This is a genomic window from Thalassotalea sp. 273M-4 (genome assembly GCF_041410465.1).
GTDB lineage: Bacteria > Pseudomonadota > Gammaproteobacteria > Enterobacterales > Alteromonadaceae > Thalassotalea_A > Thalassotalea_A aquiviva.
This window is the reverse complement of the sequence record NZ_CP166961.1, coordinates 1388407-1413420: the sequence shown is the minus strand read 5'-3', so window position 1 is coordinate 1413420 and position 25014 is coordinate 1388407. Positions and strand designations below refer to the sequence as shown.

21 protein-coding genes and 5 tRNA genes are annotated in these 25014 nt (G+C 40.1%); 9 read left to right on the top strand and 17 right to left on the bottom strand.

Features of this window, described 5'->3' with window-relative positions; genetic code table 11:
- Positions 1-25 precede the first annotated feature (25 nt).
- Positions 26-373 carry a succinate dehydrogenase, hydrophobic membrane anchor protein gene (sdhD, locus tag ACAY00_RS06300; RefSeq protein ID WP_371378785.1) on the bottom strand — a complete coding sequence of 116 codons (348 nt, stop codon included), beginning with the start codon at positions 371-373 and terminating at the stop codon, positions 26-28.
- Positions 367-741 (bottom strand): succinate dehydrogenase, cytochrome b556 subunit, encoded by a 375-nt coding sequence (sdhC, locus tag ACAY00_RS06295; RefSeq protein ID WP_371378783.1) that lies wholly within the window; start codon positions 739-741, stop codon positions 367-369. Before sdhC ends, sdhD begins: the two co-directional genes overlap by 7 nt.
- A 519-nt stretch (positions 742-1260) precedes the next feature.
- On the opposite strand from sdhC, the gene ACAY00_RS06290 reads away from it, so the two are divergent.
- The 3 genes from ACAY00_RS06290 (at position 1261) to ACAY00_RS06280 (ending at position 4903) form a co-directional block, all read left to right on the top strand.
- Entirely contained in the window at positions 1261-2550 is a 1290-nt protein-coding gene (locus ACAY00_RS06290; protein ID WP_371378780.1) for a citrate synthase, read from the top strand.
- Between the two features lie 119 nt (positions 2551-2669).
- Positions 2670-3764, top strand: coding sequence for a response regulator (locus ACAY00_RS06285; RefSeq protein WP_371378777.1), 1095 nt, complete (start codon positions 2670-2672; stop codon positions 3762-3764).
- Positions 3765-3940: 176 nt separating this feature from the next.
- Positions 3941-4903 (top strand): family 16 glycosylhydrolase, encoded by a 963-nt coding sequence (locus ACAY00_RS06280; protein WP_371378774.1) that lies wholly within the window; start codon positions 3941-3943, stop codon positions 4901-4903.
- A 19-nt stretch (positions 4904-4922) separates the two neighbouring features.
- Here ACAY00_RS06280 and ACAY00_RS06275 read toward each other — a convergent pair whose 3' ends face one another.
- Positions 4923-5843, bottom strand: a complete 921-nt coding sequence (locus ACAY00_RS06275) for an ABC transporter ATP-binding protein (protein ID WP_371378771.1) — start codon at positions 5841-5843, stop codon at positions 4923-4925.
- Positions 5843-6664: an ABC transporter permease subunit gene (locus ACAY00_RS06270; protein ID WP_371378769.1), complete on the bottom strand. Its 822-nt coding sequence runs from the start codon at positions 6662-6664 to the stop codon at positions 5843-5845. The genes ACAY00_RS06275 and ACAY00_RS06270 overlap by 1 nt, the downstream gene beginning before the upstream one ends.
- 268 nt (positions 6665-6932) lie before the next feature.
- Between ACAY00_RS06270 and ACAY00_RS06265 the strand changes: the two genes are divergently transcribed.
- The 5 genes from ACAY00_RS06265 to ACAY00_RS06245 all read left to right on the top strand — a co-directional run bounded on the left by ACAY00_RS06265 (position 6933) and on the right by ACAY00_RS06245 (position 16127).
- Positions 6933-8006, top strand: a complete 1074-nt coding sequence (locus ACAY00_RS06265; protein ID WP_371378766.1) for an efflux RND transporter periplasmic adaptor subunit — start codon at positions 6933-6935, stop codon at positions 8004-8006.
- Positions 8007-8041: 35 nt separating this feature from the next.
- Positions 8042-11305: an efflux RND transporter permease subunit gene (locus ACAY00_RS06260; protein ID WP_371378763.1), complete on the top strand. Its 3264-nt coding sequence runs from the start codon at positions 8042-8044 to the stop codon at positions 11303-11305.
- The gene (locus ACAY00_RS06255) at positions 11298-14393 is read left to right on the top strand and encodes an efflux RND transporter permease subunit (RefSeq protein ID WP_371378760.1); all 3096 of its coding nucleotides are present in this window, start codon (positions 11298-11300) and stop codon (positions 14391-14393) included. Before ACAY00_RS06260 ends, ACAY00_RS06255 begins: the two co-directional genes overlap by 8 nt.
- A gap of 118 nt (positions 14394-14511) precedes the next feature.
- Positions 14512-15300 carry a tRNA cyclic N6-threonylcarbamoyladenosine(37) synthase TcdA gene (gene tcdA / locus ACAY00_RS06250; protein WP_371378758.1) on the top strand — a complete coding sequence of 263 codons (789 nt, stop codon included), beginning with the start codon at positions 14512-14514 and terminating at the stop codon, positions 15298-15300.
- Positions 15301-15893: 593 nt separating this feature from the next.
- Positions 15894-16127, top strand: coding sequence for a hypothetical protein (locus tag ACAY00_RS06245; protein ID WP_371378755.1), 234 nt, complete (start codon positions 15894-15896; stop codon positions 16125-16127).
- Positions 16128-16309: 182 nt separating this feature from the next.
- Here ACAY00_RS06245 and ACAY00_RS06240 read toward each other — a convergent pair whose 3' ends face one another.
- The 9 genes from ACAY00_RS06240 to dnaQ all read right to left on the bottom strand — a co-directional run bounded on the left by ACAY00_RS06240 (position 16310) and on the right by dnaQ (position 20388).
- Positions 16310-16897 carry a DUF2238 domain-containing protein gene (locus ACAY00_RS06240; RefSeq protein ID WP_371378752.1) on the bottom strand — a complete coding sequence of 196 codons (588 nt, stop codon included), beginning with the start codon at positions 16895-16897 and terminating at the stop codon, positions 16310-16312.
- Positions 16898-17023: 126 nt separating this feature from the next.
- On the bottom strand, positions 17024-17647 hold the full coding sequence (locus ACAY00_RS06235; RefSeq protein ID WP_371378749.1) for a beta-phosphoglucomutase family hydrolase: 624 nt from the start codon (positions 17645-17647) through the stop codon (positions 17024-17026).
- 505 nt (positions 17648-18152) lie between these two features.
- Positions 18153-18575 (bottom strand): GNAT family N-acetyltransferase, encoded by a 423-nt coding sequence (locus ACAY00_RS06230; RefSeq protein ID WP_371378746.1) that lies wholly within the window; start codon positions 18573-18575, stop codon positions 18153-18155.
- Positions 18576-18906: 331 nt separating this feature from the next.
- Positions 18907-18983: transfer RNA gene (locus ACAY00_RS06225), tRNA-Asp, on the bottom strand.
- Between the two features lie 80 nt (positions 18984-19063).
- Positions 19064-19140 (bottom strand) — tRNA-Asp (locus tag ACAY00_RS06220).
- Positions 19141-19195: 55 nt separating this feature from the next.
- Positions 19196-19272, bottom strand: a tRNA-Asp gene (locus tag ACAY00_RS06215).
- A 26-nt stretch (positions 19273-19298) separates the two neighbouring features.
- Positions 19299-19375: transfer RNA gene (locus tag ACAY00_RS06210), tRNA-Asp, on the bottom strand.
- A gap of 28 nt (positions 19376-19403) precedes the next feature.
- Positions 19404-19480: transfer RNA gene (locus ACAY00_RS06205), tRNA-Asp, on the bottom strand.
- A 167-nt stretch (positions 19481-19647) separates the two neighbouring features.
- On the bottom strand, positions 19648-20388 hold the full coding sequence (dnaQ, locus tag ACAY00_RS06200) for a DNA polymerase III subunit epsilon (protein WP_371378743.1): 741 nt from the start codon (positions 20386-20388) through the stop codon (positions 19648-19650).
- 236 nt (positions 20389-20624) lie between these two features.
- Here dnaQ and ACAY00_RS06195 point away from each other — a divergent pair, with 236 nt between their 5' ends.
- Complete coding sequence (locus tag ACAY00_RS06195; protein ID WP_371378740.1) at positions 20625-21497, top strand: MBL fold metallo-hydrolase; 873 nt, start codon at positions 20625-20627, stop codon at positions 21495-21497.
- Positions 21498-21583: 86 nt separating this feature from the next.
- On the opposite strand, the gene ACAY00_RS06190 is transcribed toward ACAY00_RS06195, so the two are convergent.
- The 4 genes from ACAY00_RS06190 to ACAY00_RS06175 form a co-directional block, all read right to left on the bottom strand.
- Positions 21584-22066, bottom strand: a complete 483-nt coding sequence (locus ACAY00_RS06190; RefSeq protein WP_371378737.1) for a DUF2919 family protein — start codon at positions 22064-22066, stop codon at positions 21584-21586.
- A gap of 6 nt (positions 22067-22072) precedes the next feature.
- A complete protein-coding gene (locus ACAY00_RS06185; RefSeq protein ID WP_371378734.1) occupies positions 22073-22459 on the bottom strand; it encodes a GFA family protein in 387 nt (128 codons plus the stop codon).
- Entirely contained in the window at positions 22456-23214 is a 759-nt protein-coding gene (locus tag ACAY00_RS06180; protein WP_371378731.1) for a DUF599 domain-containing protein, read from the bottom strand. Before ACAY00_RS06180 ends, ACAY00_RS06185 begins: the two co-directional genes overlap by 4 nt.
- 193 nt (positions 23215-23407) lie before the next feature.
- A complete protein-coding gene (locus ACAY00_RS06175; RefSeq protein WP_371378728.1) occupies positions 23408-24763 on the bottom strand; it encodes an RDD family protein in 1356 nt (451 codons plus the stop codon).
- Between the last annotated feature and the right edge of the window lie 251 nt (positions 24764-25014).

Genomic DNA, 25014 nt, shown 5'->3' with positions numbered 1-25014 from the left:
ATTCGCGAACAGGAACGTTATGCACTTAAACACCCCACACAATAAGAAACACAGCCACAGTGTATACAAACAAGGTAACAGTAAAGATGAATTGAAGAAAACCACGCAATTTGATGTTTTTTACGTAATCAGTCAAAACTTGCCAGATACCAATCCAACCGTGGTATAAAACCGACAAAGCGGCCAAAATGGTAAATACTTTCATGCCTAAGTTGGCAAATAGGCCTTGCCAGATGTCAAACGTCACTTCTGGAGTAATGAGAAAAAAGCCTAATAAAAATAAACTGTATGCTGCCAGTACAATGCCTGAAGCTCGAATAAGGATAAAATCGTGAACGCCATTACGGCCTAAGGTTGCGACATTGCCTACCATAACCAAACTCCTGCTGCGATAGAAAGAAGGATCCATAATGCAATAACAATTTTTGCACTGGTTTGACCCGAACCTTTTTCTTCAAGGTGACCAAAATCCATTATCAAATGTCGAACGCCACCGACAAAATGGTAGATAAGAGCAGACAGTATGCCCCAGATGATAAATTTAAAGAATGCACCATCAATATAGCCTTTTATTTCTGCAAAACCCTCTGCAGATGAAAGTGATATTGAAAGTGCCCAGATTAAGATACCAACTGCGAAAAACATCATCACCCCGCTTATGCGGTGTAAGATAGAGGCTTTAGCAGCAGCTGGAAACTTGACTTGAGTCAAGTCAAGATTTATAGGTCGTTGTTTTTTCACAATTCTTGCCTAAATAATTTGATTATCTAACTATTGTTATTATGAGCATTGAAACAAAACAGATCATTTTGCTCATTAATGCCACCTCTGTTTTCTAGTCTTCATTAAGTATTTTCTACGTGGTCCATTTCGACGTGGAGAACGTAATGATACTACGACTACAAATAGATCGGGGAAATTATATAGATGTATAAATTGAATTACAATTTTAACAATATTTTTATTGGCCCTAGGGTGACTATATGATGGATTTTTAGACGAATTTTTACTTTTTCTTAAACTTGTATACTTTTAAATTGACTTTCAGGCAGGTAAATAGAGTAGAATAAAGCAATTCACCTACGGGCTTACTGACAAAAGACCCGTTTCAATCGAGTTACGTTTGTTATATTTCAAATGTTCCATTTTGTAAACTGCGTTAACAAATATAACTCGATTGATGTTTGCAAATGACGCAAATCCAAAAATATTAGTCAGATTTTAATAATTAGAACTATGAAATTAAGAGAGGAAACTTCTATGGCTGATTCGAAAGCCACTCTGAGTATTGCAGGTCAAGACATTGCTGAATTACCAATTCTTAAAGGTACCGCTGGCAACGACGTGATTGACATTCGCACATTAGGAAGCAAAGGTTATTTCACTTACGACCCTGGATTTTTAGCAACCGCATCATGTGAGTCGAAAATCACTTACATCGACGGTGCTAAAGGTATATTGCAACACCGAGGCTACGCAATCGATGATTTAGCAAAACATGCTGACTATCTTGAAGTATGTTATCTATTGCTAAATGGTAAAGCCCCAACTCAAGAAGAATACGACGAGTTTACAAATGTGATCACCAATCACACTATGGTTCACGAGAAGATTGCCCACTTTTACCAAGGCTTTTTATCTGATGCTCATCCTATGGCAATGCTTTGTGGTGTTGTTGGTGCGATGTCTTCTTTCTATCACTCAGACCTAGACATTAATGATCCTGAACAACGTATGCGTTGTGCTCATCGTTTAATTGCTAAGCTACCAACCTTAGCAGCTATGGCTTATCGTTACAGCATCGGTCATCCTTTTGTATACCCTCGTAATGATTTGTCATACTCTGCAAACTTCTTGCACATGATGTTCTCTGTTCCTGCTGAAGAATACAAAGTTAGTCCGACGTTAGCAAAAGCCATGGATCGGATCTTTATATTGCACGCGGATCACGAGCAAAATGCTTCGACGTCAACGGTTCGTTTAGCCGGTTCTTCAGGGGCTAACCCATACGCTTGTATTTCAGCAGGTATAGCATCGCTTTGGGGCCCTGCACATGGTGGTGCTAATGAAGCATGTCTAAACATGCTAGAAGAAATTGGCACTGTCGATCGTGTTGACGAGTTTGTGGCTCGTGCCAAAGATAAGTCCGATCCATTCAGATTAATGGGCTTTGGTCATCGTGTTTATAAAAACTTTGACCCTCGTGCTACGGTAATGCGCGAAACGTGTCATGAAGTCTTAAGTGAGTTAGGGATCACAGATCCACTTCTAGATGTTGCCATGGCACTAGAAAAAGTAGCGCTGGAAGACCCGTATTTCATCGAGAAAAAGCTATATCCAAACGTTGACTTCTACTCTGGCATTATCTTAAAAGCTATCGGTATCCCAACAAGTATGTTTACCGTAATTTTTGCGATGTCTCGTACGGTTGGCTGGTGTGCCCATTGGGATGAAATGTTAGGTCAACCAGGTCAGAAAATCGGCCGTCCTCGTCAAAATTACACCGGTGAAATCAATCGTGATTTTACCCCTCTAAACAGGCATCAGTAATTTAAACGATGTTACCAAGGCAGCTTAGGCTGCCTTTTTATTGCTAAAATTTGCATATTTATCATTTATATTCCTAAATTTAACTCAGACTAACCGTTACATTAAACAATGAGAGAGCCGTGTCTGAGCCTAGCGCTTCAACTTCGCTATATCCTGATAAACCCACCATTTTAATTGTCGATGACGAACCGACAAACATCGACATTGCGTCAAATTTATTAAAAGACGGGTATAAAATAAAAGCCGCTACCAATGGCGAATTAGCGCTAAAAATTGCCTCTAGTGGGCAACCGTTAGATTTAATACTACTTGATGTGATGATGCCCCAAATGGATGGCTTTGAGGTTTGTAAAGCGCTAAAGCAAAACCCGCAAACGAAATCGTATCCGGTTATTTTTCTTACTGCCAAGTCCGAAATCAATGACATCACCCAAGGTTTTTTACTGGGGGCTGTGGATTACATCACCAAACCCTTACAGCCCGAGGTGCTAAAAGCTCGGGTTAAAACGCATGTGAGTTTACGCCAAAGCCAATTTGCCTTAGAGCAGCAAGTGCATACTCTGATAGAAAATACTAAGTTACGAGAAGACATTGAAAAATTAACCCATCACGATTTAAAAGGCCCGCTTGGGGTCATTTTATTTGAGACTCCAAAGATTCCAGATCAACAGGTCAAACAGTCAATTGAAGAGTCCGTCAATAATGTTTTAGGGATGATCAACAATACTTTAGATGTGTTTAAAATTGAAAATGGTACCTATCCATTTAACCCAGACATGGTCGATTTAAATAAATTAGTCGACGCCTCCGTTAAAGCGGTAAACACACTGGCGAAGCGAAAAAATATAGCTTTTAATATCACCTCGGATCCCCCCTCTACTTATATCGATGCGGAAGAGTTACTGTGTTTATCCATTTTTAATAACTTGGTTAAAAATGCCGTAGAAGCGTCACCAGACAATGAGACTGTTTACATTAACATACGCGAATTAAACGACAGCAAAGTAGAGTTTTGCATTGAAAACACTGGCGTGGTTCCCCAAGAACTTCGTGCCAATTTATTTGATAAATTTACCAGCTCAAATCATGCTAGAGGTTCTGGTCTGGGTACCTATTCCGCTAAATTGATGACCGAGGCTCAAAACGGTGAAATTAATTTCACCGTCATTAATGAAAAGACAACCCAATTTAAAGTGATCATGCCCGCCTATTAACCCTTTGTGTTCCAATTAAGGCGATTTATTGACAAGCGGTTAGCTTTACCTCAAGTGTAAAGTCCATTTCATCGCACCATTGGTCGATAAACGCTTGGCTAGTACTGATATTTGCCTATAATGTTTTGTTTTCCAAAGCCTGTCTTTAACCGTATCTTTAATCCACAGAGGAATCGATGATTTTTAAACAGCTACTTACCACTGGCCTAGCGTTAAGTTTATCTGCTTGTGCCCTTGTTCAAGGGGAGCAAACGAGCAATAAGCAAGCACTTATTTCGTACCCAGAGTATACTGGCGCATATGAGGGATTTACCCTTGTGATAGACGAGCGTTTTAATACATTTAACCCAGAGATATGGCGCAAAGGCGATGGTGCTGTTGGCAATGAATCTCTTTGTCGCTTTCAAGACCAAGGTATTGACGTTAAAGATGGTCTGCTGAACTTAATAATTCAAAAAGAAGACATCGCATCAAGTTGGTCAGAAGATCATCAACACATGAAAAAAGCTTACCCCTATTCGTGTGGTGAGCTTAGAACGCTGCCGGAATTAAAATTTCGTTATGGTCGTATTGAGACAAGAATGAAAGCCCCCAATAGGGAAACCGCATCTGGGTATATCTCATCCTTATTTACCTACACCAATAATTACGACCCTAAGGCCGCGGATGCAGGCAACCAAGAATGGGAAGAAATTGATGTCGAGCTAGAAGGTGGTCGTCCAGATAAATTTCAGGCAAACCTGATTTATGGTAAAAATACTTGGGAATGGTGGCGAACTCGTAACTATGGTGCTTGGGAAGACAAAATTGTTGTTGGACCAGTAGATGAATGGCGGGTATTTGCTATTGAATGGTTACCTGATGCCATTCGTTGGTATGTTGATGGTCAATTAGTTAAAACTCTAAAACAATCTGATATTGATTGTCAGCCAGAGTGTGTCGGACCACAGCAATTTGCGACCCCAATCCCAGATAATCCAACCAGCTTATTTATGAATTTTTGGATTCCGGTTGATATTATTCAAGATACTTTTGGCGGCAATAAAAAAGATAATATTTACCCCATGATAACCCAGTATGACTGGTTTAGATATTACCAATTAGACTCTCATCCAGCGTCGGTTAAACCGTTTAAGTAACGTTTTTAATAAGCCGAAACTAGGACTTAAACAACTGATTTTCAAGGGTATCCCCTTGGATCAGTTGTTTATATTGCCATTGCTGTCGATAACATAATTGCAATAATGCCATATCCATTTTTTGACACTGTACCGCACAGGCTATCACAAACTCTTTGTCTTGAGTTCTTTCCACTTTAATGACCCCTGTCAAAGCACTTACCTGAGCAATAAAGTCGCTATAATCTTGAGCCATTCGAATGGTTAAATGGCGCACATGTTTCTGCTCATTGTGATTATGATGGTGTGATAATTTGCCGTGTTGTAAAAATAACACCCGCTCACACACCCGTTCTAATTCACTTAAGTCATGTGAACTAAGAATAAAGGTAATGTTCTCAGACAAAGATGCCACGAGCTCACGTACTTCTCTGGCGTGAATCGGATCAAGCCCGGATGTCGCTTCATCAAGCATAATAAGTTCTGGCTCGCCAATCAGAGTCTGCGCTATGGTTAAGCGTTTTCGCATCCCATGTGATAATGCCCCAGGTTTTTCTTTAAAAGTATCACCAAGTCCCACTAAAGATAGTACTCGCTCAGACTCAACGTGCGCTTGCTTACGACTAAAGTTTTGTAACTGCGCATAAAACGCCAACTGTTTACCGACACTAAACCTAGGATCAAGTTGAGCATCTTGAGGTAAAGCGGCCAGTTTACCTAAATTAGTTTGATGCCCAGGTTGATGACCAAATAATCTTACCGTGCCACGCGTTGGTTTTATGTAGCCACACAAAATACTAAATAAGGTAGTTTTACCCGCCCCATTAGGCCCAACCAATGCAATCGGACTTCCGCTGGTTAATGAAAAATTGACGTTATCGAGGGCTTGCTTATCAGCAAAATATTTATCGACGCCCTGCACTTCAATTAGTGCCCTAGGATTTTTACTCACTATCGACATTATAAACTGCTCCTTTGATGCATCCATGTTGCCAGTGCAAGAAAGCCGATGGTCTGTGATATCGGGATAAGATACGTTACAAAAGTGGTGTTCGCGGGGTTAATAACATCTTCGATTTGTACGCCAGGAGTGAGCAAATATAAATACGATGCAGGGGCAAAAAAATACGCTAATGATGCGACGAATATAGGCCATAAGGTAAAGAACAAAATGGTATAAATAAGACAACGCTTAGCAGAGAGTGAGACGCTATTGACCAAGCTCATCAGAGCCACAAACGGCAAGATTAAAATGAGCAACTGAATAAATATATCTATGCATAAGGGCAAGGCGATAAGAAGTAAACTCGGGGCGCGAACTAACACCAAAATCATGGTCGCAAGCAAGGTGAAAATAACCAACAGGGCCATAATCACCAGCTGTCCTAAAAAACGGCCAAACACGATTTCACTTCGTGTCGATCTTAACGAAAGAAATCGTAGTGTTCCTCTTGCCCTATCTCCACACGTTTGATCGCAAGAAAAGACAATCGCGAAAAGCACAAACGAGTAAACGGCTAACATCCAATATATAACCAGCTCGGCGACAGGCCAAGTGAGCAGTTCTCTTAATCCCATCGCACCAAATAACCGTTCTGCGATATCCTCAAAAGCTGGGGTTGAGAGCCATTCAACAGCTGAGCTAATTGGGTAATATAACAATAACGCCCACACCAACAAAAAAGCTGAAACACTCAATACACCGGTGCGCGTTAAAAATAATCTGACCAATTCAAATTGCGCAATAAGCCATATTCTCTTTGCGAAAGGGATTAGAACCATAAAATATCAACTGTTAAGCAAAAATTTATAAACACACAATGTCACAATCAACCAAATAGCAGACAAAATCAACCTTTAGTAATAAATATTAATGATTGGTAAAATTTGCTAACAATTTGTAATTTTAACTAATCAAATTTTTTATTTATGCTTTATGAGAACTTTATGGGGCATCTTAACCTACGAAAACTAAGGCAAATTTAAAATTTGAATAGTTTGGCACGTTAGATGCAGGAACTAACCATCGAATGAAACGAAGGTTGAAAAAATGACGTATTCCACACAACACATCAACAAACTAATTTGCGCATCTACCCTAATTATTTCGGCTTTGCTGTTGCAAGGTTGTAATAATGCTAAAGCGACTGCCGAGAATAAAGAGCCAGAGATTATCGCTATCCCCGTTGAAGTTGCTAATGTTACAGAAGGTGAAATTAGTACCAACTATGTCACTACCACCGTTCTTGAGCCCAAAGACGAAGCCGAGGTTATTTCAAAGGCATCGGGGATCCTAGAAAAGCTCTATGTAGAAGAAGGTCAATACGTTGAAGCTGGCACTCTGCTTGCCGAAATAGAACCAGAGCGCTTTAAGCTAAACTTAGCCAAAGCCAAAGCCGAGTTGGCCAGTATTAAACGAGAGCTTGAGCGAATAAATAAAGTTCACTCACAAAAATTGGTTAGTACCGATACTTACGACAAGATTAAATGGTCATACGAAGTGGCATTATCAAATTTGAAATTAGCTGAATTGGATTTAAAAGAAACCAAAATTGTGGCGCCAATATCTGGCTACATTGCCATGCGTTACGTTAAAGAAGGTAACTTAGTTGAGCAATATAAAAAACAAAAGTTATTTCACATCGTCAAACAAGATGTTCTTGAAGCCACCATTAACTTACCAGAACAAGAACTTAGTAAATTAAAAATAAATCAACCTGCAAAACTCAAATTTACCGCTATGCCAGAGCAAGAAGTGGTTGCTTATGTAAAACGCATAAGCCCTATTGTTGATTCTAATAGTGGTACTTTTAGAGTAAAGCTCAACGTTGAAAACGCCAATAACACATTAAAATCAGGCATGTTTGCACAAGTTAAATTGGTATATGACGTTCATCAAAACACTCGTTTACTACCTAAAAAAGCCGTTATTTCAATGGATAATAAACATACGGTATATAAGATAACCGATAACAAAGCCGAAAAAACAGTGGTGACTTTAGGGTACGAAGACGATGCTTTTGTAGAAATCTTAGATGGATTAAACATTAACGAGCAAGTCGTGATCACCGGGCACAACAACCTAAAAGATCAAGCGGTAGTGCAAGTTATCGACGCGATTTAAACCACAATACCAATAATAATTAAAAGGATATAATCATGAGTGTGGTGAATATTGCAGTCAAAAGACCAGTGACTGTTTGGATGTTTACGTTGGCGTTTTTGCTATTTGGTATGGTGTCGTTATCAAGGTTGTCGGTCAACCTGTTACCCGAGCTGTCGTACCCGACCTTGACCATACGGACCGATTACGTAGGCGCTGCACCTGGTGAAGTAGAACAGTTGGTAACCAAACCCATTGAAGAGGTAGTGGGCATTGTTAAAGGTGTACGCAATGTCCAATCCATTTCTAAAGCTGGACAGTCCGATGTCTTACTGGAGTTTGAATGGGGTATCGAAATGGACTTAGCCAGTTTAGAGGTTCGAGAGAAACTCGACATTATTCACCTTCCTCTGGACGTTAAAAAGCCTTTGTTGCTGCGCTTTAACCCAAATTTAGATCCCATTATACGTTTTGCGCTTAAGGCGAAAGATTCTACTGAGCAGTTTGATCAACAAACGCTTAAGTCGATTCGCGATTACGCAGATGAAGAGCTTAAACGTAAATTAGAATCGGTCAGTGGGGTAGCTTCGGTAAAACTGGGTGGGGGTCTTGAAAAAGAAATCCAGATTTTAATCGATCAGCATAAAATCTCACAATTAGGGATCAGCTCGCAACTGATTATTCAACGTTTACAACAAGAAAACATCAATCAAGCAGGTGGTCGGGTAGAAGATGGTACCAATGAATATTTGGTGAGAACCCTAAATCAGTTTCAAACTTTAGCTGATATTGAAAATGTTTATATTACCAGTGTGGATGGTACGCACATTCGCTTATCCGATATTGCTGATGTTGTCGACTCGCATAAAGAACGCAGCTCAATAACCCGAGTCAACGGCGCGGAAGCGGTCGAGATTGCGTTATACAAAGAAGGGGATGCAAATACCGTAAACGTGGCTAAAAGCGTTGATTTTCGCCTCAACCAACTCACCGATGAGATCCCCGAAAATTTTGAACTTATTAAAGTGTATGATCAATCAACGTTTATCGCTAACGCCATAAACGAAGTAAAAAGCGCCGCGGTAATGGGTGGGCTTTTAGCGATGATTGTACTTTACCTGTTTTTAAAGAACATTTGGTCAACGGTGATCATTTCTATTTCCATTCCGGTTTCAGTGATAAGTACGTTTAATTTAATGTATTCCAATGACATTAGCCTAAACATTATGAGCTTAGGCGGTATAGCATTAGCTATCGGTTTGCTTGTAGATAACTCCATTGTGGTGCTTGAAAATATTGCCCGACACAAAGAAATGAAGCAACACCAAGGTGATATAAAAGAAGCCGCAAGAGTTGGCACCAAAGAGGTTTCTACTGCCATTGTTGCGTCAACATTAACCACCATGGCGGTCTTTTTTCCTTTAGTATTTGTTGAGGGCATCGCGGGTCAGTTATTTCGCGATCAAGCATTAACCGTAACCTTTGCTCTTTTAGCCTCTTTAATCGTCGCGTTAACATTAATTCCGATGTTGTCCTCGCGAACCTCTAAACCTACGCCATCTGAAGTGGTATCACCAACAAAAAGAGTAATCGCCAACGATGCCAACAAAATAAAAAAAGTCGGTTTTTATTTGGCCACCCCTTTCGTTTGGTTGGTTCGTGGTTTGTTCTATTATCTGCCTTTGTTTGTTTCATTATGTTTAACGTTTACTTTTCGGTTAGGTAAAAAGGTTTTCGCAAAAGTATTTGGGCCAATCATTTGGGCTTTCGATCGCGCATATTTAGCCATTGAAAAAAGTTATCATCGATTACTGCAACTCGCTCTAAAAGCACGTGTTTGGGTTATTTTTGCCATCATCACGCTATCGGCGACCGCCATTCCACTTATCAAGCAGCTGGATGTCGAAGTTATCCCCCAACTGTCACAAGGTGAGTTTTTTGTAGAAATAACCCATCAACCTGGCACGCCTTTAGAACAAACCGATGCCACCTTAACCCGACTGTCAGTGATGGCCGCAGACATTGACGCCATTGAACGCACCTATACTCTAGCGGGTACGGGGAGCTTAATGAATGCTTCACCAGCACAAGGTGGCGACTACTGGGGACGATTAAATGTGGTGTTAAAAACAGGTAGTTCGCGTAAGACGGAACAAGACGTTAAGGAGAAGCTTCGTCTCTATTTGCAAACCATTCCAGGGATTCAAATGAAATTTGCCAGCCCTGAGCTATTTTCCTTTAAACCACCTGTTGAAATTGAACTTGGGGGCTATGATTTAACTCTTCTTAAACAATACAGTGACGAACTTAATCGCCGCTTAAGCGATAACCCTCGTTTTGTTGATGTGAAAACCTCACTGCAAACAGGGCACCCTGAAATCAAAGTGTTTTTTAACCACGAACGCCTAGCACAATTGGGTTTATCAGCCCCAGAAGTAGCAAAACTGTTGACCACAAAAGTGGGTGGCAGTGTCGCCGGTCAGTATTCTCTTAATGATAAAAAAATTGATATTTTAGTGCGCGCAAATGAGCAAAGTCGAGATTCAGTCAGTGACATCAGACAACTTATTATTAACCCTCAAAGCGACAAGCCTATTACCCTCGCCGCAGTTGCTGATGTGCAAATATCCACAGGCCCCAGTGAAATCACCCGCATTGACCAACAACGCGCTGCGGTTATTTCTGCAAACTTTGCCTATGGTGATATCAGTGCGGCGGTGACTGAACTAAAAGAGATCATTGCACAAATGCAAGTACCGTTAAATATTGCTGTGCAAATCACCGGTCAAAACGAAGAAATGGATGTGTCGTTTAATTCCTTAATGTTTGCACTCGCTCTGGCGGTCTTTTTGGTGTACCTAGTTATGGCGTCGCAATTTGAGTCTTTGCTACACCCATTTCTTATTTTATTCACCGTACCATTAGCCGCCGCGGGTTCGATTTTTGGTTTATACCTAAGCCAAACCCCTATCAGTGTGATTGTCTTTATAGGTTTGATTATGCTCGCCGGTATTGTAGTGAATAACGCCATCGTCTTAGTAGATAGAATAAATCAACTTAGAGCACAGGGGCTTGAGAAAACGCAAGCCATTATTGACTCTGCAACGTCAAGGCTAAGACCCATTGTGATGACCACGTTGACGACAACGTTAGGGTTACTGCCTTTGGCTATAAGCCAAGGAGAAGGCGCCGAAATTCGCGCCCCTATGGCCATAACCGTGGTCTTTGGCTTAGGGTTTGCTACCATACTGACTCTATTTTTTATTCCCACCTTGTACAGCGTCTTTGATCGTAAACGTTTTGGTGGTGATCATGACTGATTTTAAATCCCCCCTAACAACAGGCAAAGACAGTATGGGCGCGTCACTGGCGGCTTTTGCTCTGCGTCGCCCTATCACCACGGTGATGATCTTTTTATCCTTGCTTTTAACAGGAATTTTGGCCAGTCGTTTACTGCCATTGGAAAAATTCCCTGGCATTGATATTCCAAGACTGTGGATTCAAGTGCCCTACCCTGATGCCTCACCAGCAGAAGTTGAGCGCCTTATTACTCGTCCGATAGAAGAGTCGTTAGCAACAATTTCGGGCGTTAAACGCATGCGCTCGACCTCGCATGAAGGTGGTACCGACATTGTCCTTGAATTTAACTGGGATGAGAACATTAATGCCAAGAGCATTGAAGCGAGAGAAAATGTCGACGCCATTCGCCAACTCTTACCCAATGATGTTGAACGCGTATTGGTTTATCAATTTAATACCAACGATATGCCGGTATTTCAGTTAAGAATTTCATCACAACAAGACTTATCACTGGCCTATGATTTACTTGAACGCAACCTTAAACGTCCGATCGAACGCGTTCAAGGGGTCAGTAAAGTTGAGCTTTATGGGGTTGATAAACGCCAAATAAATATTCGTTTAGACCCAGATAAACTGGTCTCCTTGCATATCAATCGAGCTCAATTGGTTCAAACCTTAAATGACAATAACTTTTCTGTTGCTTCAGGGTATTTTTACGACAACGACAAAAAAGTGATGGTAAACCCGATTGGGGAATACCGCTCGTTAGACGATGTAAAAAATTTAATTGTGCAAAACGGCGTGCGCTTAAAAGACATTGCCGACATCACCTATGCTCTGCCGATCCCATGGGAAGGACGCCACTTAGATCAAACCTACGCTATTGGTATGAACATCTTAAAAGAGTCGAATGCTAATCTGGTGGAGGTCGCCGATAGAGTACTAAAAGTTATTGATAAAACGAAAGAAAACCCACAATTTAACGGAATAAATTTATACATTATGGACAACACAGCTGATGGTGTTACCCGTTCATTAGCCGATCTGCTTGAAGCAGGCTTAATAGGTGCCTTGTTATCTATTGGGGTGCTGTACTTGTTTTTACGTCACTTAGTGACCACGATGATTGTGGTATTGTCGGTTCCTATCTCTCTTTGTATTACTCTGGGCGTAATGTATTTTGCCGGCTATAGCTTAAATATTTTATCTATGATGGGGTTATTATTGGCCGTAGGTATGCTAGTAGATAATTCGGTGGTAATAACTGAGTCTATTTTTCATGAAAAGCAGCATCATAAAGACCCTTTAACAGCGACTAAAATTGGGGTTAACAAAGTGTCCTTGGCGGTTATTGCAGGAACCGCAACCACCATGATTGTGTTTTTACCTAATATTGTTGGCCAAAAAGTACAGCTCACTATTTTCCTTGAGCATGTTGCCATTGCGATTTGTATTTCGTTATTCGCTTCATTGATTATTGCCCAGACCTTGATCCCATTATTAACCAGTAAAATGAAGCTATCACTTACACCTAACAATAGTGGGGCATTTACCCGTTTTTTAACCGTCTACCTTAACAGTCTGCAATGGACTCATAAACATAAAAAAATTACCGCCGTAATAGCCTTGCTTATTTTAATCAGTATTGCCATTCCTATGGGCGCGGTATCTTCCGATGAAGAGCAAAATTTTAATGACAACAGGCTGTTTATTAGTTGGGAGCTAAACGAGCAATTTAATTTTGAAACCGCTGAAAAAATTACCCATAAAATGGAAGCGTTTCTGTATGAGCACAAAGAGGAGTTCTTAATCCAGTCGGTATACAGCTATTATGCCGGCCATAGCTTACAAACTACGCTGATTTTAAAGGATGGAGAATTGCCTATTTCAATGAAAGAATTAAAACAGCGGATTCGAGATAAGATGCCAAAATTTGTTCGTGCAACGCCAAGGTTTGGTTTTGATCAAGGCAATGGTGGTGGCGTGCAAATAAACCTTACGGGCTTATCAACCGATGTGCTTTTGCAGCTTAAAGACAATTTAATCCCGCTTATTGAACACATTGACGGTATTTCAGATGTCAGCTCAAATACCCGAGGACTCAAAGAAGAGATGCAGATTAAAGTTGATCGAGTCGCGGCTTTTCGATATGGATTAAGTTCAACCGATGTATCAAATGCCGTTTCGTTAGCGTTACGAGGCACCCCTCTTCGTACATTTCGCCATGGCGATACCGGCGAAGTCGATATTTGGCTTAACTATGACCTAAAAGTAAAAGAGTCGATTGCGGAATTAAAAAAACTGCCAATCACCGAGTTTAACAACAAAGTGATCACGCTCGACAGCGTTGCCACAATGGAAGTAAAACCAAGATTGAGTGAGATTCACCGCTTTAATCGCCAAACAGCGATTACCATCCAAGCGAACTTAGACGATATAACTCTAGAGCAAGCACGTGAGCGGATTGTAACAACCATGAACGCCATTGAGCTACCTTCTGGTTATCATTACAGTTTAGACGGCAGTTTTACTCGTCAAGATGAGTCTGAAAATGTCATGGGTGTTAATATGTTATTGGCTATCTGTATGATTTACATCGTTATGGCTGCTTTATTTGAAAGTTTATTATTGCCAACGGCGGTGATCACCTCTTTGTTATTTTCATTTGTTGGCGTCTTTTGGGCATTTTTTATTACGGGTACCCCAATGTCGGTGATGGGCATGATAGGCATGCTCATTCTCATGGGCATTGTCGTCAATAACGGGATTGTTTTAGTCGATAGAATAAACCAACTTATTGAAGCCGGTAAAGAGGTTCAAGATGCCGTGGTTGAAGGGTGTCGCGATCGAATTCGCCCAATATTAATGACAGTATCTACTACTATTTTGGGTTTGATCCCGCTTGCCTTAGGTAACACCCAAATTGGTGGTGATGGTCCAACCTACGCTCCTATGGCCATTGCAATTATCGGTGGCTTGTTGTTCTCAACCATGACCAGCCTATACTTGGTACCCTTGGCTTACATGGCGTTACTACAATTAAAAGAGCACAGTAGACGGATTATCAATAACGCCAAAATCATGGTCAGTCAGCTACTTAAAGCCTAGTTTAGTCTGCTTTTGTCATGATCTTGAGGTTTTCGAGAGGTAACGAAATCTCAAGATCTTCGACCAATCTTTCTGTATAATAACTCGGTTTTTTCAACCTTGTGGAAACTGATTGTACATGTCGGATTATCAACTACGTTTTGGTGGTATCGAGCGTCTATATGGCGTAACGGGTGCTGAACATATTAAACAGGCTCATTTTTGTGTTATTGGCATTGGTGGTGTTGGCTCTTGGGTGGCCGAAGCTTTAGCCCGTAATGGCATTGGTCAAATTACCCTAGTCGATTTGGATGATATTTGTATGACCAATATTAATCGTCAAATCCATGCTTTAACCAATACCGTAGGCGAGAGCAAAGTTGAAGTGATGGCTGAGCGCATTAAGCAAATCAACCCTGAGTGTGTGGTTAATGAAGTGGAAGATTTTATTACCATGGAAAATCTGACCGAGTTAATCCACTCAGAATTTGATTATGTAATTGATGCGATTGACTCTGTGCGGGTAAAAACCGCGCTTATCGCCCATTGTAAACGCCAAAAAATTCCGATGATCACCATTGGTGGCGCAGGTGGACAAATTGACCCAAGCAAAATTGAGATAACCGATTTAAGTAAAACCTATCAAGATCCGCTTTTAGCTAAGGTCAAGAATCAATTACGTCGCGACTACAATTTTTCGCGTAATGTGAAACGCAAGTTTTCCATTGATGCCGTGTTTTCATCGGAGCAATTAATTTACCCAACCAATGATGGCGATGTTTGCCATGCTAAACAAACCCAAGATGGGGCCATGCGATTAGATTGTAGTGGTGGTTTTGGCGCAGCAACGCATGTGACAGCAAGTTTTGCCTTTTTTGCGGTAAGCCGTGCTATGAATAAGTACTTAACGAAAAAAAACTGTAAATAGTCTCTCTTTACCTGCCCTTAAAGGCGTCTTATTTTTCACTCAGAAAAACTTGATGACGCCTTTAAAATCATCATTTAATTAGCCTTAATCTTCGCCTTACATTCTCTTGAGTCGTATATAGTAAAGTTTTAATGGATTTTATCGCTTATACTCATTGCCAACATATCAAACTGATGATCCACAATGTAAAGGGGTAACTATTAAACTAGCTATCACCTTGATTGCTAAAGGTGGAAAACTTAGTGGTTGCAGCCCAAGTTTCTACATCTAATGTTTATCTCGCCAATAGGTCAGTAGCATGGGAATAATTATAGACTCGAAGGTAATAGAAATGTTTTTCATACAATGCCATCTTTCATTTTTACTTAAACCGTAAAAGTACATTGAATATACGACTCTGTAATTTACTCAAAGATACAGTACATTTCATAGCCCTTTCCTAAGAATGCATAGCACAGGTTAAAGTCATTTTGTCTCAAATTTAATTTTTCCTTATCGATAATTTTTATTTGTTTTACTCAATGGCAAAACAGCATTACTTTTCAATAGCTTAATTAAGCAAAAAAAAACAACTATTTCAGAGGGATATGTGTATGAAGCACATTTTATTCGTTTTAACATTTATGAGTGCAACGGTTATGGCTGAAGAAGAACAAGCAAGCGTGAGTTTTGTAAGAGACTCTTACACTTATTGTGTAGACTATGCAGAAGGTGAAGAAAATAAAAAACAAGCTATTTTGGTTTGTGTAAATGAAGAGCTTGAAGCTTCAGGCTACAAAACCTTTAAATCGGTTAAAGAAATTAAAGATTACATTAAGCAAGACTAATATCTAATTTATGGCCTAACCCTTTTTTATTAAGCGAAACAATAAACCTTTAAAACAGCCACTTTAATTTGTATTTACAGTGGCTGTCTATGTGTTGGAAGTCCAGTCTGTGTGTTATTTAGTGAAACTTTAGCCTTCTTGCCATTTTCATTGTGATCATAACCTGAATATTAACAGGTACTTTAATTACTTATCTTAGAAAGTTGCTGATCGTGCAACCTAGACAATATCAGCAGTGCGCAAATCGCCCCAATTAGCGCCAACGCCATATCAGATTGAGTGTCCCAAACGTAACCTTGGGTACCTAAAAACGCTTCCGCATTTTCGCCTGTTAAAAGAGCAACCCACCATTCAATCAACTCATAAAAGGCACTAAAAGCTAGACAAATAGAAACGATAATAACATTTAACCATCCATGGCCATTAACCACGTTTTGCCGAATCAATATTTCTCTTGCCAATAATGCTGGCACAAAGCCTTGAAAAAAGTGCCCTACTTTGTCGTAGTTATTTCTATCAGCACCAAGCAAACCGTCAAAAAACGGCACTTCTGCATAGGTATAATGACCACCAACCATTAGCACAATACAGTGCAATAAAATGAAAGCATAGAGCATTGGTGTCAGTCGATACGACTTAAACGTCAGGGCCAGTAATAACGCGCCAATCAGTGCCGGCGCCACTTCTAAAGCCCAAGTAAATTGATCTTTTGGGCTTATGGCGGACCAGATAAACACAACTGCAAAAATAATGATCCAAATATATTTCATCTTCTACCCCGTCATTTTTATTTATCTTTTAGTAATTATTAATATTTTATAAATTTTTCATCATGTTATATAAAGCACTGTATCAACTAAAAGAATCTATAACCACAGGGTAAGCGATTAGTTAGCTTATTTTAAAAAGTAATCATTCTTTATTTGAAATTCAGCTAATACATCAACAACGCGCATCCCTGCATTTCTTGCGGCTTTAATACCCGTCTTTGCATCTTCAAATACGATACACTGACTTGGGCTCACCTTCATTAGTTGCGCACAACGAATGAAGGTATCTGGTGCTGGTTTGGGGTGCTTGATTTGATCGGCACCAACAACATGATCAAATACATCGCTTAAACCACACAGTTCTAAAATACTTTTTGCTTCGATTGTACTTGCACCCGTTCCTACCGCCATCGGTCTAATACCTTTGTTCCTGCGAGCAAAGTCGGCAAGTTTAGTAGGCTTAACATAATCGGGAAGAAGCGAGTGTGACAAATTTTCTTTGCATAATGTGGCTGCATTAATGTCTATTTGGCTTAACTGGTAATGCTTAATTAAATACTCGATGGTTTGCTTGGTTGGCACCCCTGCAAGCGAGCGCATCAGTGTAAAATCAACCGGAATAGAAAATTCGGTCAAAGTTTCTAGCCATGCTCGCTGATGCAGTTGTCCACTGTCGATTAAGGTGCCATCCATATCAAAAATTAAACCTTGGTATTGAGAAAATAAATCTTGCTGTATCAATGTTGGCATCGTGTTTCCTAGTTTAAAGCATAACAGTGTGTGCACACCTTACGACACATCTAGCGCTTGAAACAATACTTTTTCAACATAACGCCCTATCGTTTCTATAAATAATGGTTACACTAGGTCAATTTTATTGCTTAGCAAATGTTTCGTATTTTAACGTTGCCGTATAAGAGTGAGTCAAAATTCATCTTCTCATGGCATTAAAAAAATAGATATCTCAATTCGATGTGTATGCAAAGTGGGCTTTATGTCAGACATTATCTCTTTTGCACCTTCACTAATTGGCGCTGACATCCAACCATATAACGAAGACGTTTGTTCAGTTTAGGGTGACTCTGAACCTCGCCTATATGTTAATGTTTACCATTCAATAATGGTTAAAACAACAACACGTAATGTTCAGCTGAGACGTTGAGAAATCCCGCTATATGGGGGGATTAGGCTTGCCTATAATGAGTGAAGATAGCACGAAAGCCAGGCGTTTTGCGCCCTTGCCATTATTGACTTGTTATATGACGGACAAGCTCATGTAGTAAAAACGATCATCAGCATTATCAACAATAAACCCAGTACGACTATACAGTTGATGGGCAGGACTTCGCTGAAAGACTTTGAGGTCGATGAATTCTAAATTTCGTTGTCGTGCAATATCGATTACTTTGGAAATCACTTGGGCACCGTATCCTTGGTTTTGATGGGCAGATCCAATCTCGATGTCACGAAGTTGACATCGTCCTCCCTCGAACGATAGTCTAAGTACACCTATGTGTTGACCATCAGCCAAAATATCAAAGTTTGATAGATCTTTGGTTGCTTGGTAAACATCTTCTACACTCCAATCTACTGAGTACATTTCGTAGTACGGTTTCATGTTGTCAAACGTAAACTGGGCAGCAGACCTTAAGTCTTTGGTATCAACAATCTTTAGCATCGACCTAGTCTTAGAACCTGTCTATAGTGAACGAATCGTACATTTTCTAATTTGCATCGCTCACTTTTGCAAATAGTATATTTTTAACAGAGTAGCTAACTAATTGCTAGCCATAAGGAAATAAAATAACTATGCCACTACAAAACGAAAAAAACCTTAACAGGCATGTTAAAAGAAGATTTAATTACATTGTGTAGAGATATAGAGAATATTCAGAAGTGGGTTAAATCGATTTATGCATTTAAAAACGAAAAAATCCCGTAACGGGCATGTTTAAAGAATATTTAATTATATCATTTAGATATATAGGGAATATTTGAGTCAAAAATATTGGCGGAGTGGACGGGACTCGAACCCGCGACCCCCGGCGTGACAGGCCGGTATTCTAACCAACTGAACTACCACTCCGCGATTATTTTTGCATTCTCTTAATATGAGAATTGTGTTAAATAGACAATGGGGTATGAATATTTAACTTTTTACATAGTTGGCGGAGTGGACGGGACTCGAACCCGCGACCCCCGGCGTGACAGGCCGGTATTCTAACCAACTGAACTACCACTCCGCGCTATATGTCGCTAAGTATACATGTATTTGAGTTTTTTAAAGCTGAAAAATCGTGGCGGAGTGGACGGGACTCGAACCCGCGACCCCCGGCGTGACAGGCCGGTATTCTAACCAACTGAACTACCACTCCGCAGAGATTTTTAGCTTTTGTATCGTTGGCGGAGTGGACGGGACTCGAACCCGCGACCCCCGGCGTGACAGGCCGGTATTCTAACCAACTGAACTACCACTCCACTTAGGATACAAACTGATGAACTTAATTGGCGGAGTGGACGGGACTCGAACCCGCGACCCCCGGCGTGACAGGCCGGTATTCTAACCAACTGAACTACCACTCCACACTTAAGTCATCTGCTCAACACATGTCGTTGAAAGCGAGGTGGATAATACGGATATGATTTAATTACGTCAACAGTTTTTTTGATAAAATTTAAGAAAAAGTGTTAAGTGAACAAATGTCGATCAATCCGAATAAATAATCAACAAGTTTTTACTGTTCGCTTGATCATCCTTGTTCTGTTCGCTCACCTCGCCAGATACTCTGCCCTGCTTTTTTCTCTATCAGAGATAACCGCTCATCATGCGCGGCCAATTCTTGTTCATCAGCCATCACTATCGATAATGGTGCTCGATTGGCATCTAAGCGACGAATTCCATCACTATTGTTATTCGACTCAGAACTCGACAGATTTAACGTGCTCTGATAACGCGTCATTTCAATATAGACATACGCTAATAGTTGAGCATCAATTAAAGCGCCGTGATAGGTACGATCAATTAACTTATCAACTCGATAATGTTTCGCCAAGAAGTCTAAGGTTTTTGGTGAACCAAATTGATCGCGAGAAACCTTTAAAGTATCGGTGATTTTACATATATCAGCGGTTTTTGGCAGGTTTTGCCTTGTCATCGCAAACTCATGATCCATAAAGCCAACGTCGAATCGCGCGTTATGAATAATAAGTTCAGAGCCTTTAATAAAGTCAATGAACTCATGAGCCACTTGATAAAACAAAGGTTTATCGATTAAAAATTCATTGGTAAGGCCGTGAACGTTAATAACTTCTTGCTCCATTTCCATTTGAGGATTTATGTAAGCGTGGTAAGTTCGACCGGTTAATTTTCGATTGACCATTTCAACACAGCCAATTTCAACGATACGATGACCTGCTTTTGGGTCGATACCGGTCGTTTCCGTATCCAGTATGACCAGACGTTCGTATTCTGAGTTTTGTTGGGTTTGCAAAACGTTCCCTTTTGGTTTTATCAATCACAATATAAAGACCTATTGTAAATCATTCACACGCTAATAAAACTGGTTTTTTGTTTATCTGCTCGCAACACTTGAAATTACCCTCTAGTTATTTACTATATGCCTTATAAGCAAATGATATAACTTAAAACTTATATTTATGACCACGACGTCGTGTCATCTTAACGCTAATAAATAACACAGTGCTAATAATTATAAAGGTCTCTACTATGCAACCGGTTATTCAATATTTTTTTCATTCCCCTTCTTTTACCTTAAGCTACGTCGTCTTTGATCCACAAACCAAAGAATGCGCCATTATCGACCCTGCTTTAGATTACGACCCAACGGCTAGCCGTGTGGATTCTGACTTTGCAAATGCGCTGATTAATTACGTACAAAAGCACGAGCTTAGATTAAAGTACATTCTAGAGACGCACGCCCACGCTGATCATATTTCGTCAGCGTTTTATTTAAAGAAAAAACTTGGGGGGGAAATATGCATTGGTCAACATATCAAAAGTATTCAAAAAACCTTTAAGAGCATCTTTAATTTAGCCAAAGACTTCAATACTCAAGGGGTGCAATTTGATAGGTTACTTACAGAAGGAGATACATTGGCGCTGGGTAAATTATCTATTAAGGTTTTATCTACCCCAGGTCATACCCCAGACAGCCTAACTTATGTGATTAACGATAATGCGTTTATTGGCGATACCTTGTTTATGCCAGATTCAGGTTCTGCGCGTTGCGACTTTCCAGGTGGTGATGCGGCGCTATTATACCAATCAATTCATAAAATTTATGCGTTGGGCGATAAGACTCGATTATATATGTGTCACGATTATCAGCCCGGAGGTCGTGAATTAAAGTATGTCACGACCGTTGTCGAGCAAAAGCAAAACAACATTCAAATTAGCCAAGATGTATGTGAGCAAGATTACATCGAAAAGCGCAATGCTCGGGATGCCACCTTAGCCAACCCCAAATTAATCTTTCAATCATTGCAATGCAATATTCAAGCTGGCGACCTGCCACGCGCAGAGCACGACAACTTACACTTTTTTAAAACCCCTATTTCAGGTATTGATGCATTAAATTAAGGCAACCCAATCGACTTAAAATCAGCTCATGCCAAACTAAAATAGGTGTGAGCCACCTACCCTGCTTTTGTATATATAACCTAACTTTAATCTTCTATCATCTCAGGGAACTCTGTACGATTAATTTTTGCGCGCTTATGTTGTTTACAATACCAAAGTAAAACGACGCCAATCATGCTTTGCCCTAAAAGGGAGGATTTATCACCGAGTTCTAACCACCAATACAAGCCCCACGAAAAGGCAACATTGAGACTTACCAAAACAGTCGCGATTAACATCACCTTCGGCCAAAAGCGTTTTGCTATTGAACTGCCTTCAGGCCTTCTTTGTAACAACAGGTAGGCAAAAAACCAGCCCGGTAAACCTATAACCAAACTCAGATAAAATGCCTCTGAGTCGGGATAAAACCAACGAATGACCGACAACTTATCATTAAAATTGGAAAACGAAACCAATCCAACCACGTATCCTTTAAGTAAATACGCTAACAGAAAATAGTAACTCACCGATAATTTTAGGCAGTTGTATTTATCAAAGTCTTTCAGTGAGTAATGGGCAAGAGGATGCATAATTAATTACTTTTTAGATAAATGCGCTAGTGACTGAGCGTTTTTCTCCCAGTTTTGACCGTCAAAATGTTCTGTTTGCCATTGCTCCCAATCATCGGAGTCTAAACAGCGTGCGTTAACACTGTAACCATCAGGATTTGACCTGGGTATATAAAATGATTTAACCCCGCAATGTCGGCAAAAATAGTGCTTCGCCATTTGGGTATTGAAGGTATAGCACTGCAAATGTTCTAAACCGGTTAACAGCTTAAATTTGTGCGCTGGACTTATCAAATGTAAAAAGCCGACTTTTATGCACATAGAACAGTTACACTGATGCAACACAACAGGCAGCTCAACTTCGACTTCAAAACGTACTTTTTTGCAATGACAACCGCCACTATATTTGCTCATTCTACCACCTTTTTCTTTTGCACTTTAAATGGTTCGTTACGGGACGTGGTGCTGGTTTCTTTTTCTAACTCTCGAATACCTTTTTGCAGTGCTTTTAATGCTTTTGACTTAAATTCTCGGCGATATAAAACCAGTACAACAAAGACCGATGAAGACATAAAAATTAAAGGGTCGATAAACCAACTTAACAACGACAAAGAAAAATAATATGAACGTAAACCGTAGTTATAGGCATGTGCTGCCTGATCTTGAGCAACCGCCATCTGTTTGGCGTAACTTAATAAATGGGGTTTTTGGGTTCGGGGTTCATAAGGTGCCGCGCCTATCATAATATTGACAAACCCATATTGACGCATTGACCATGTAAACTGAAAAAATGCCATCACAAAGATTCCGATTAAAAAACATAGTTTAATCTGAATAGCGACAACACTGGGTTCGCGAGTAAAGGTTATACTGGCAAGCACACCTCTTATTTGTTCAACTTGGGAAAACAAAGCCAGCGCCCCCGCCAATACGAACAAGGTGGTAGAGGCAAAAAATGCAACATTTCGTTCTAAATTGGCCAGCAAAGCGGCATGCGCGACCCTAACCTCGGTATCAAATATTTGCCGCATCCATAAAATTCTATGTTGTTGGGTACAACGAGATATACAAGCGGTGTTTTTGGCTTTGGCTTTTGAGAAAAAGGTGTAACCAACCCAACACGTAACAAATATAATAATGGCAACAAAATCAATTAAGTGTAATGGCACCTTTCGCTCCTATGACCATGACTTTTTGCTTTAGAGTGTCTTGCACTTGCCCTGATTATGCCAACAATTATTCTGAAATTCGAGAAAAGACATTGACTTATTTCATTAACTTTAAACAAATGCTTCGGTTATGATTAAAGTGCGTCGCTTAGTGTTACCAAACACAATGTGTGCTCTGCAAAAGCGGTAGTCACTAATTTTCACCTTTGCTGTTTTCTTCTCCACTCTTATTATCCGGTTCATCTTGTGTCTTTATTGGTTGTTCTAGTTGACCCGTTTTTACTTGTTCGGTCTTTAATTCAAGCTCTTCTGCCACTGAGGCTAGATAACGCGATTTCGCCTTTTGCACGATTTCAGGGTCGACTTTTTTGTTATCATCTATTACCACGGTTGCTGAAATTTGATCATGAATGGCTTGACGATTAGGATCCCAGTAAATCTGTAAAAAACCCAATAGTCCTGTCGCAATGCCCGCGCCATAGCCACCGTACCTGCCAAAGCTATCCCAAAGAGACAGCTCGGTTCCATCCAGTTGAATCACCCGTATTGAAAATAATTTTTTGCCTGGTGTTTGTCCATGCCACCTTGAAGTAAAATAAGTAAAATATAAAGCCGCCCAACCAAAGCCCAACCCTAAATCATCGATGATGCCTCGAATAAGCTTTATTATTGAATACACGGGTTGCTTAACAGGTTGGTGTTTAGGCTCTTGCCCTGAGAGCTGACTTGCCGATTGTGTTGCTTGTACTATTTCTTCATCAACGCCGGTTAACTGTTCTTGTTTCACAGTAGGACTCGTGTCAGTTGTCTGTTGAAGCTTCTGTTCGGTTGTATTGTTTGCCTCATTTTTTTGCGCCACTAAGCGTAAATATTCGCTTTCTAAACCAGCAACTAATTTGTTTTTTTGGTCTAAAGATAATTCTGTTTGCTCTGCAATGCTGTTAAACAAGTCTTTGGCTTTGTTCTGGTCAAGGTTAAATTCAAGTGCTTGCTCAGGTATGTCTTCAAATACTTGTTTCCAACAATCTACATTGTTTTGACATGCAAGATCAGATGCTTTTTTAATGGTCTTAATAATTAAGGCTCCGACTTGTAACCCTTTGCTTAGCTCTTCACCATTTTGCTCAATATGAATATCACCAACATTGTTCATACTTCCTTTGCGCTCATCTTCCATCAGAGGGTTAACAATGGGTGGGATCACTTTCATTAACACCAAAAACAAAAGGAACACACCAACGAGTCTCATAAAAGCACGACGCTTCTTGCCCTTCACTTTATTACCCGTAAGCTCTTGTACTCGTTGCTGTTGCTTTTGGCTATAACGAAAAGCCAAAATGGCCAGTGTAATGGCGAGAAACTCACCACCTGCACTGCTTAAAATCGCAATAAGGAGTAGATCAATCAAGATGGCAAACCCTCGCTTCATAGGGCCGGCAATGGGGGTGCCATATAAACTGGGATCAAGCTTAAACGCAAATGGAGTGATAATTTCTTGAGTTTCATCAGCGCTAAGTTTTGATTTTGCTTTAAAAAACAGTTTTTTCATATTTTTTCTTTAGCCTGTCCTTGATTGAATACCTAAGATTGTTGCTAATCTTTAAACTCGCACATATGTGTTTATCAGTATAGGTTTAACCACTGAAATATGAATATCAGCAGGTGTCTTTTATAAGCCGAGACTAAGTCGGTTAATGGTTATTTTTTAATATTCCAATAAGAAATAAAAACATTAAAACCTTAGGTTATTAGTTATAACGTCTAGTTCCTTTCTCACAATCAAAATACCTGTAATCTATC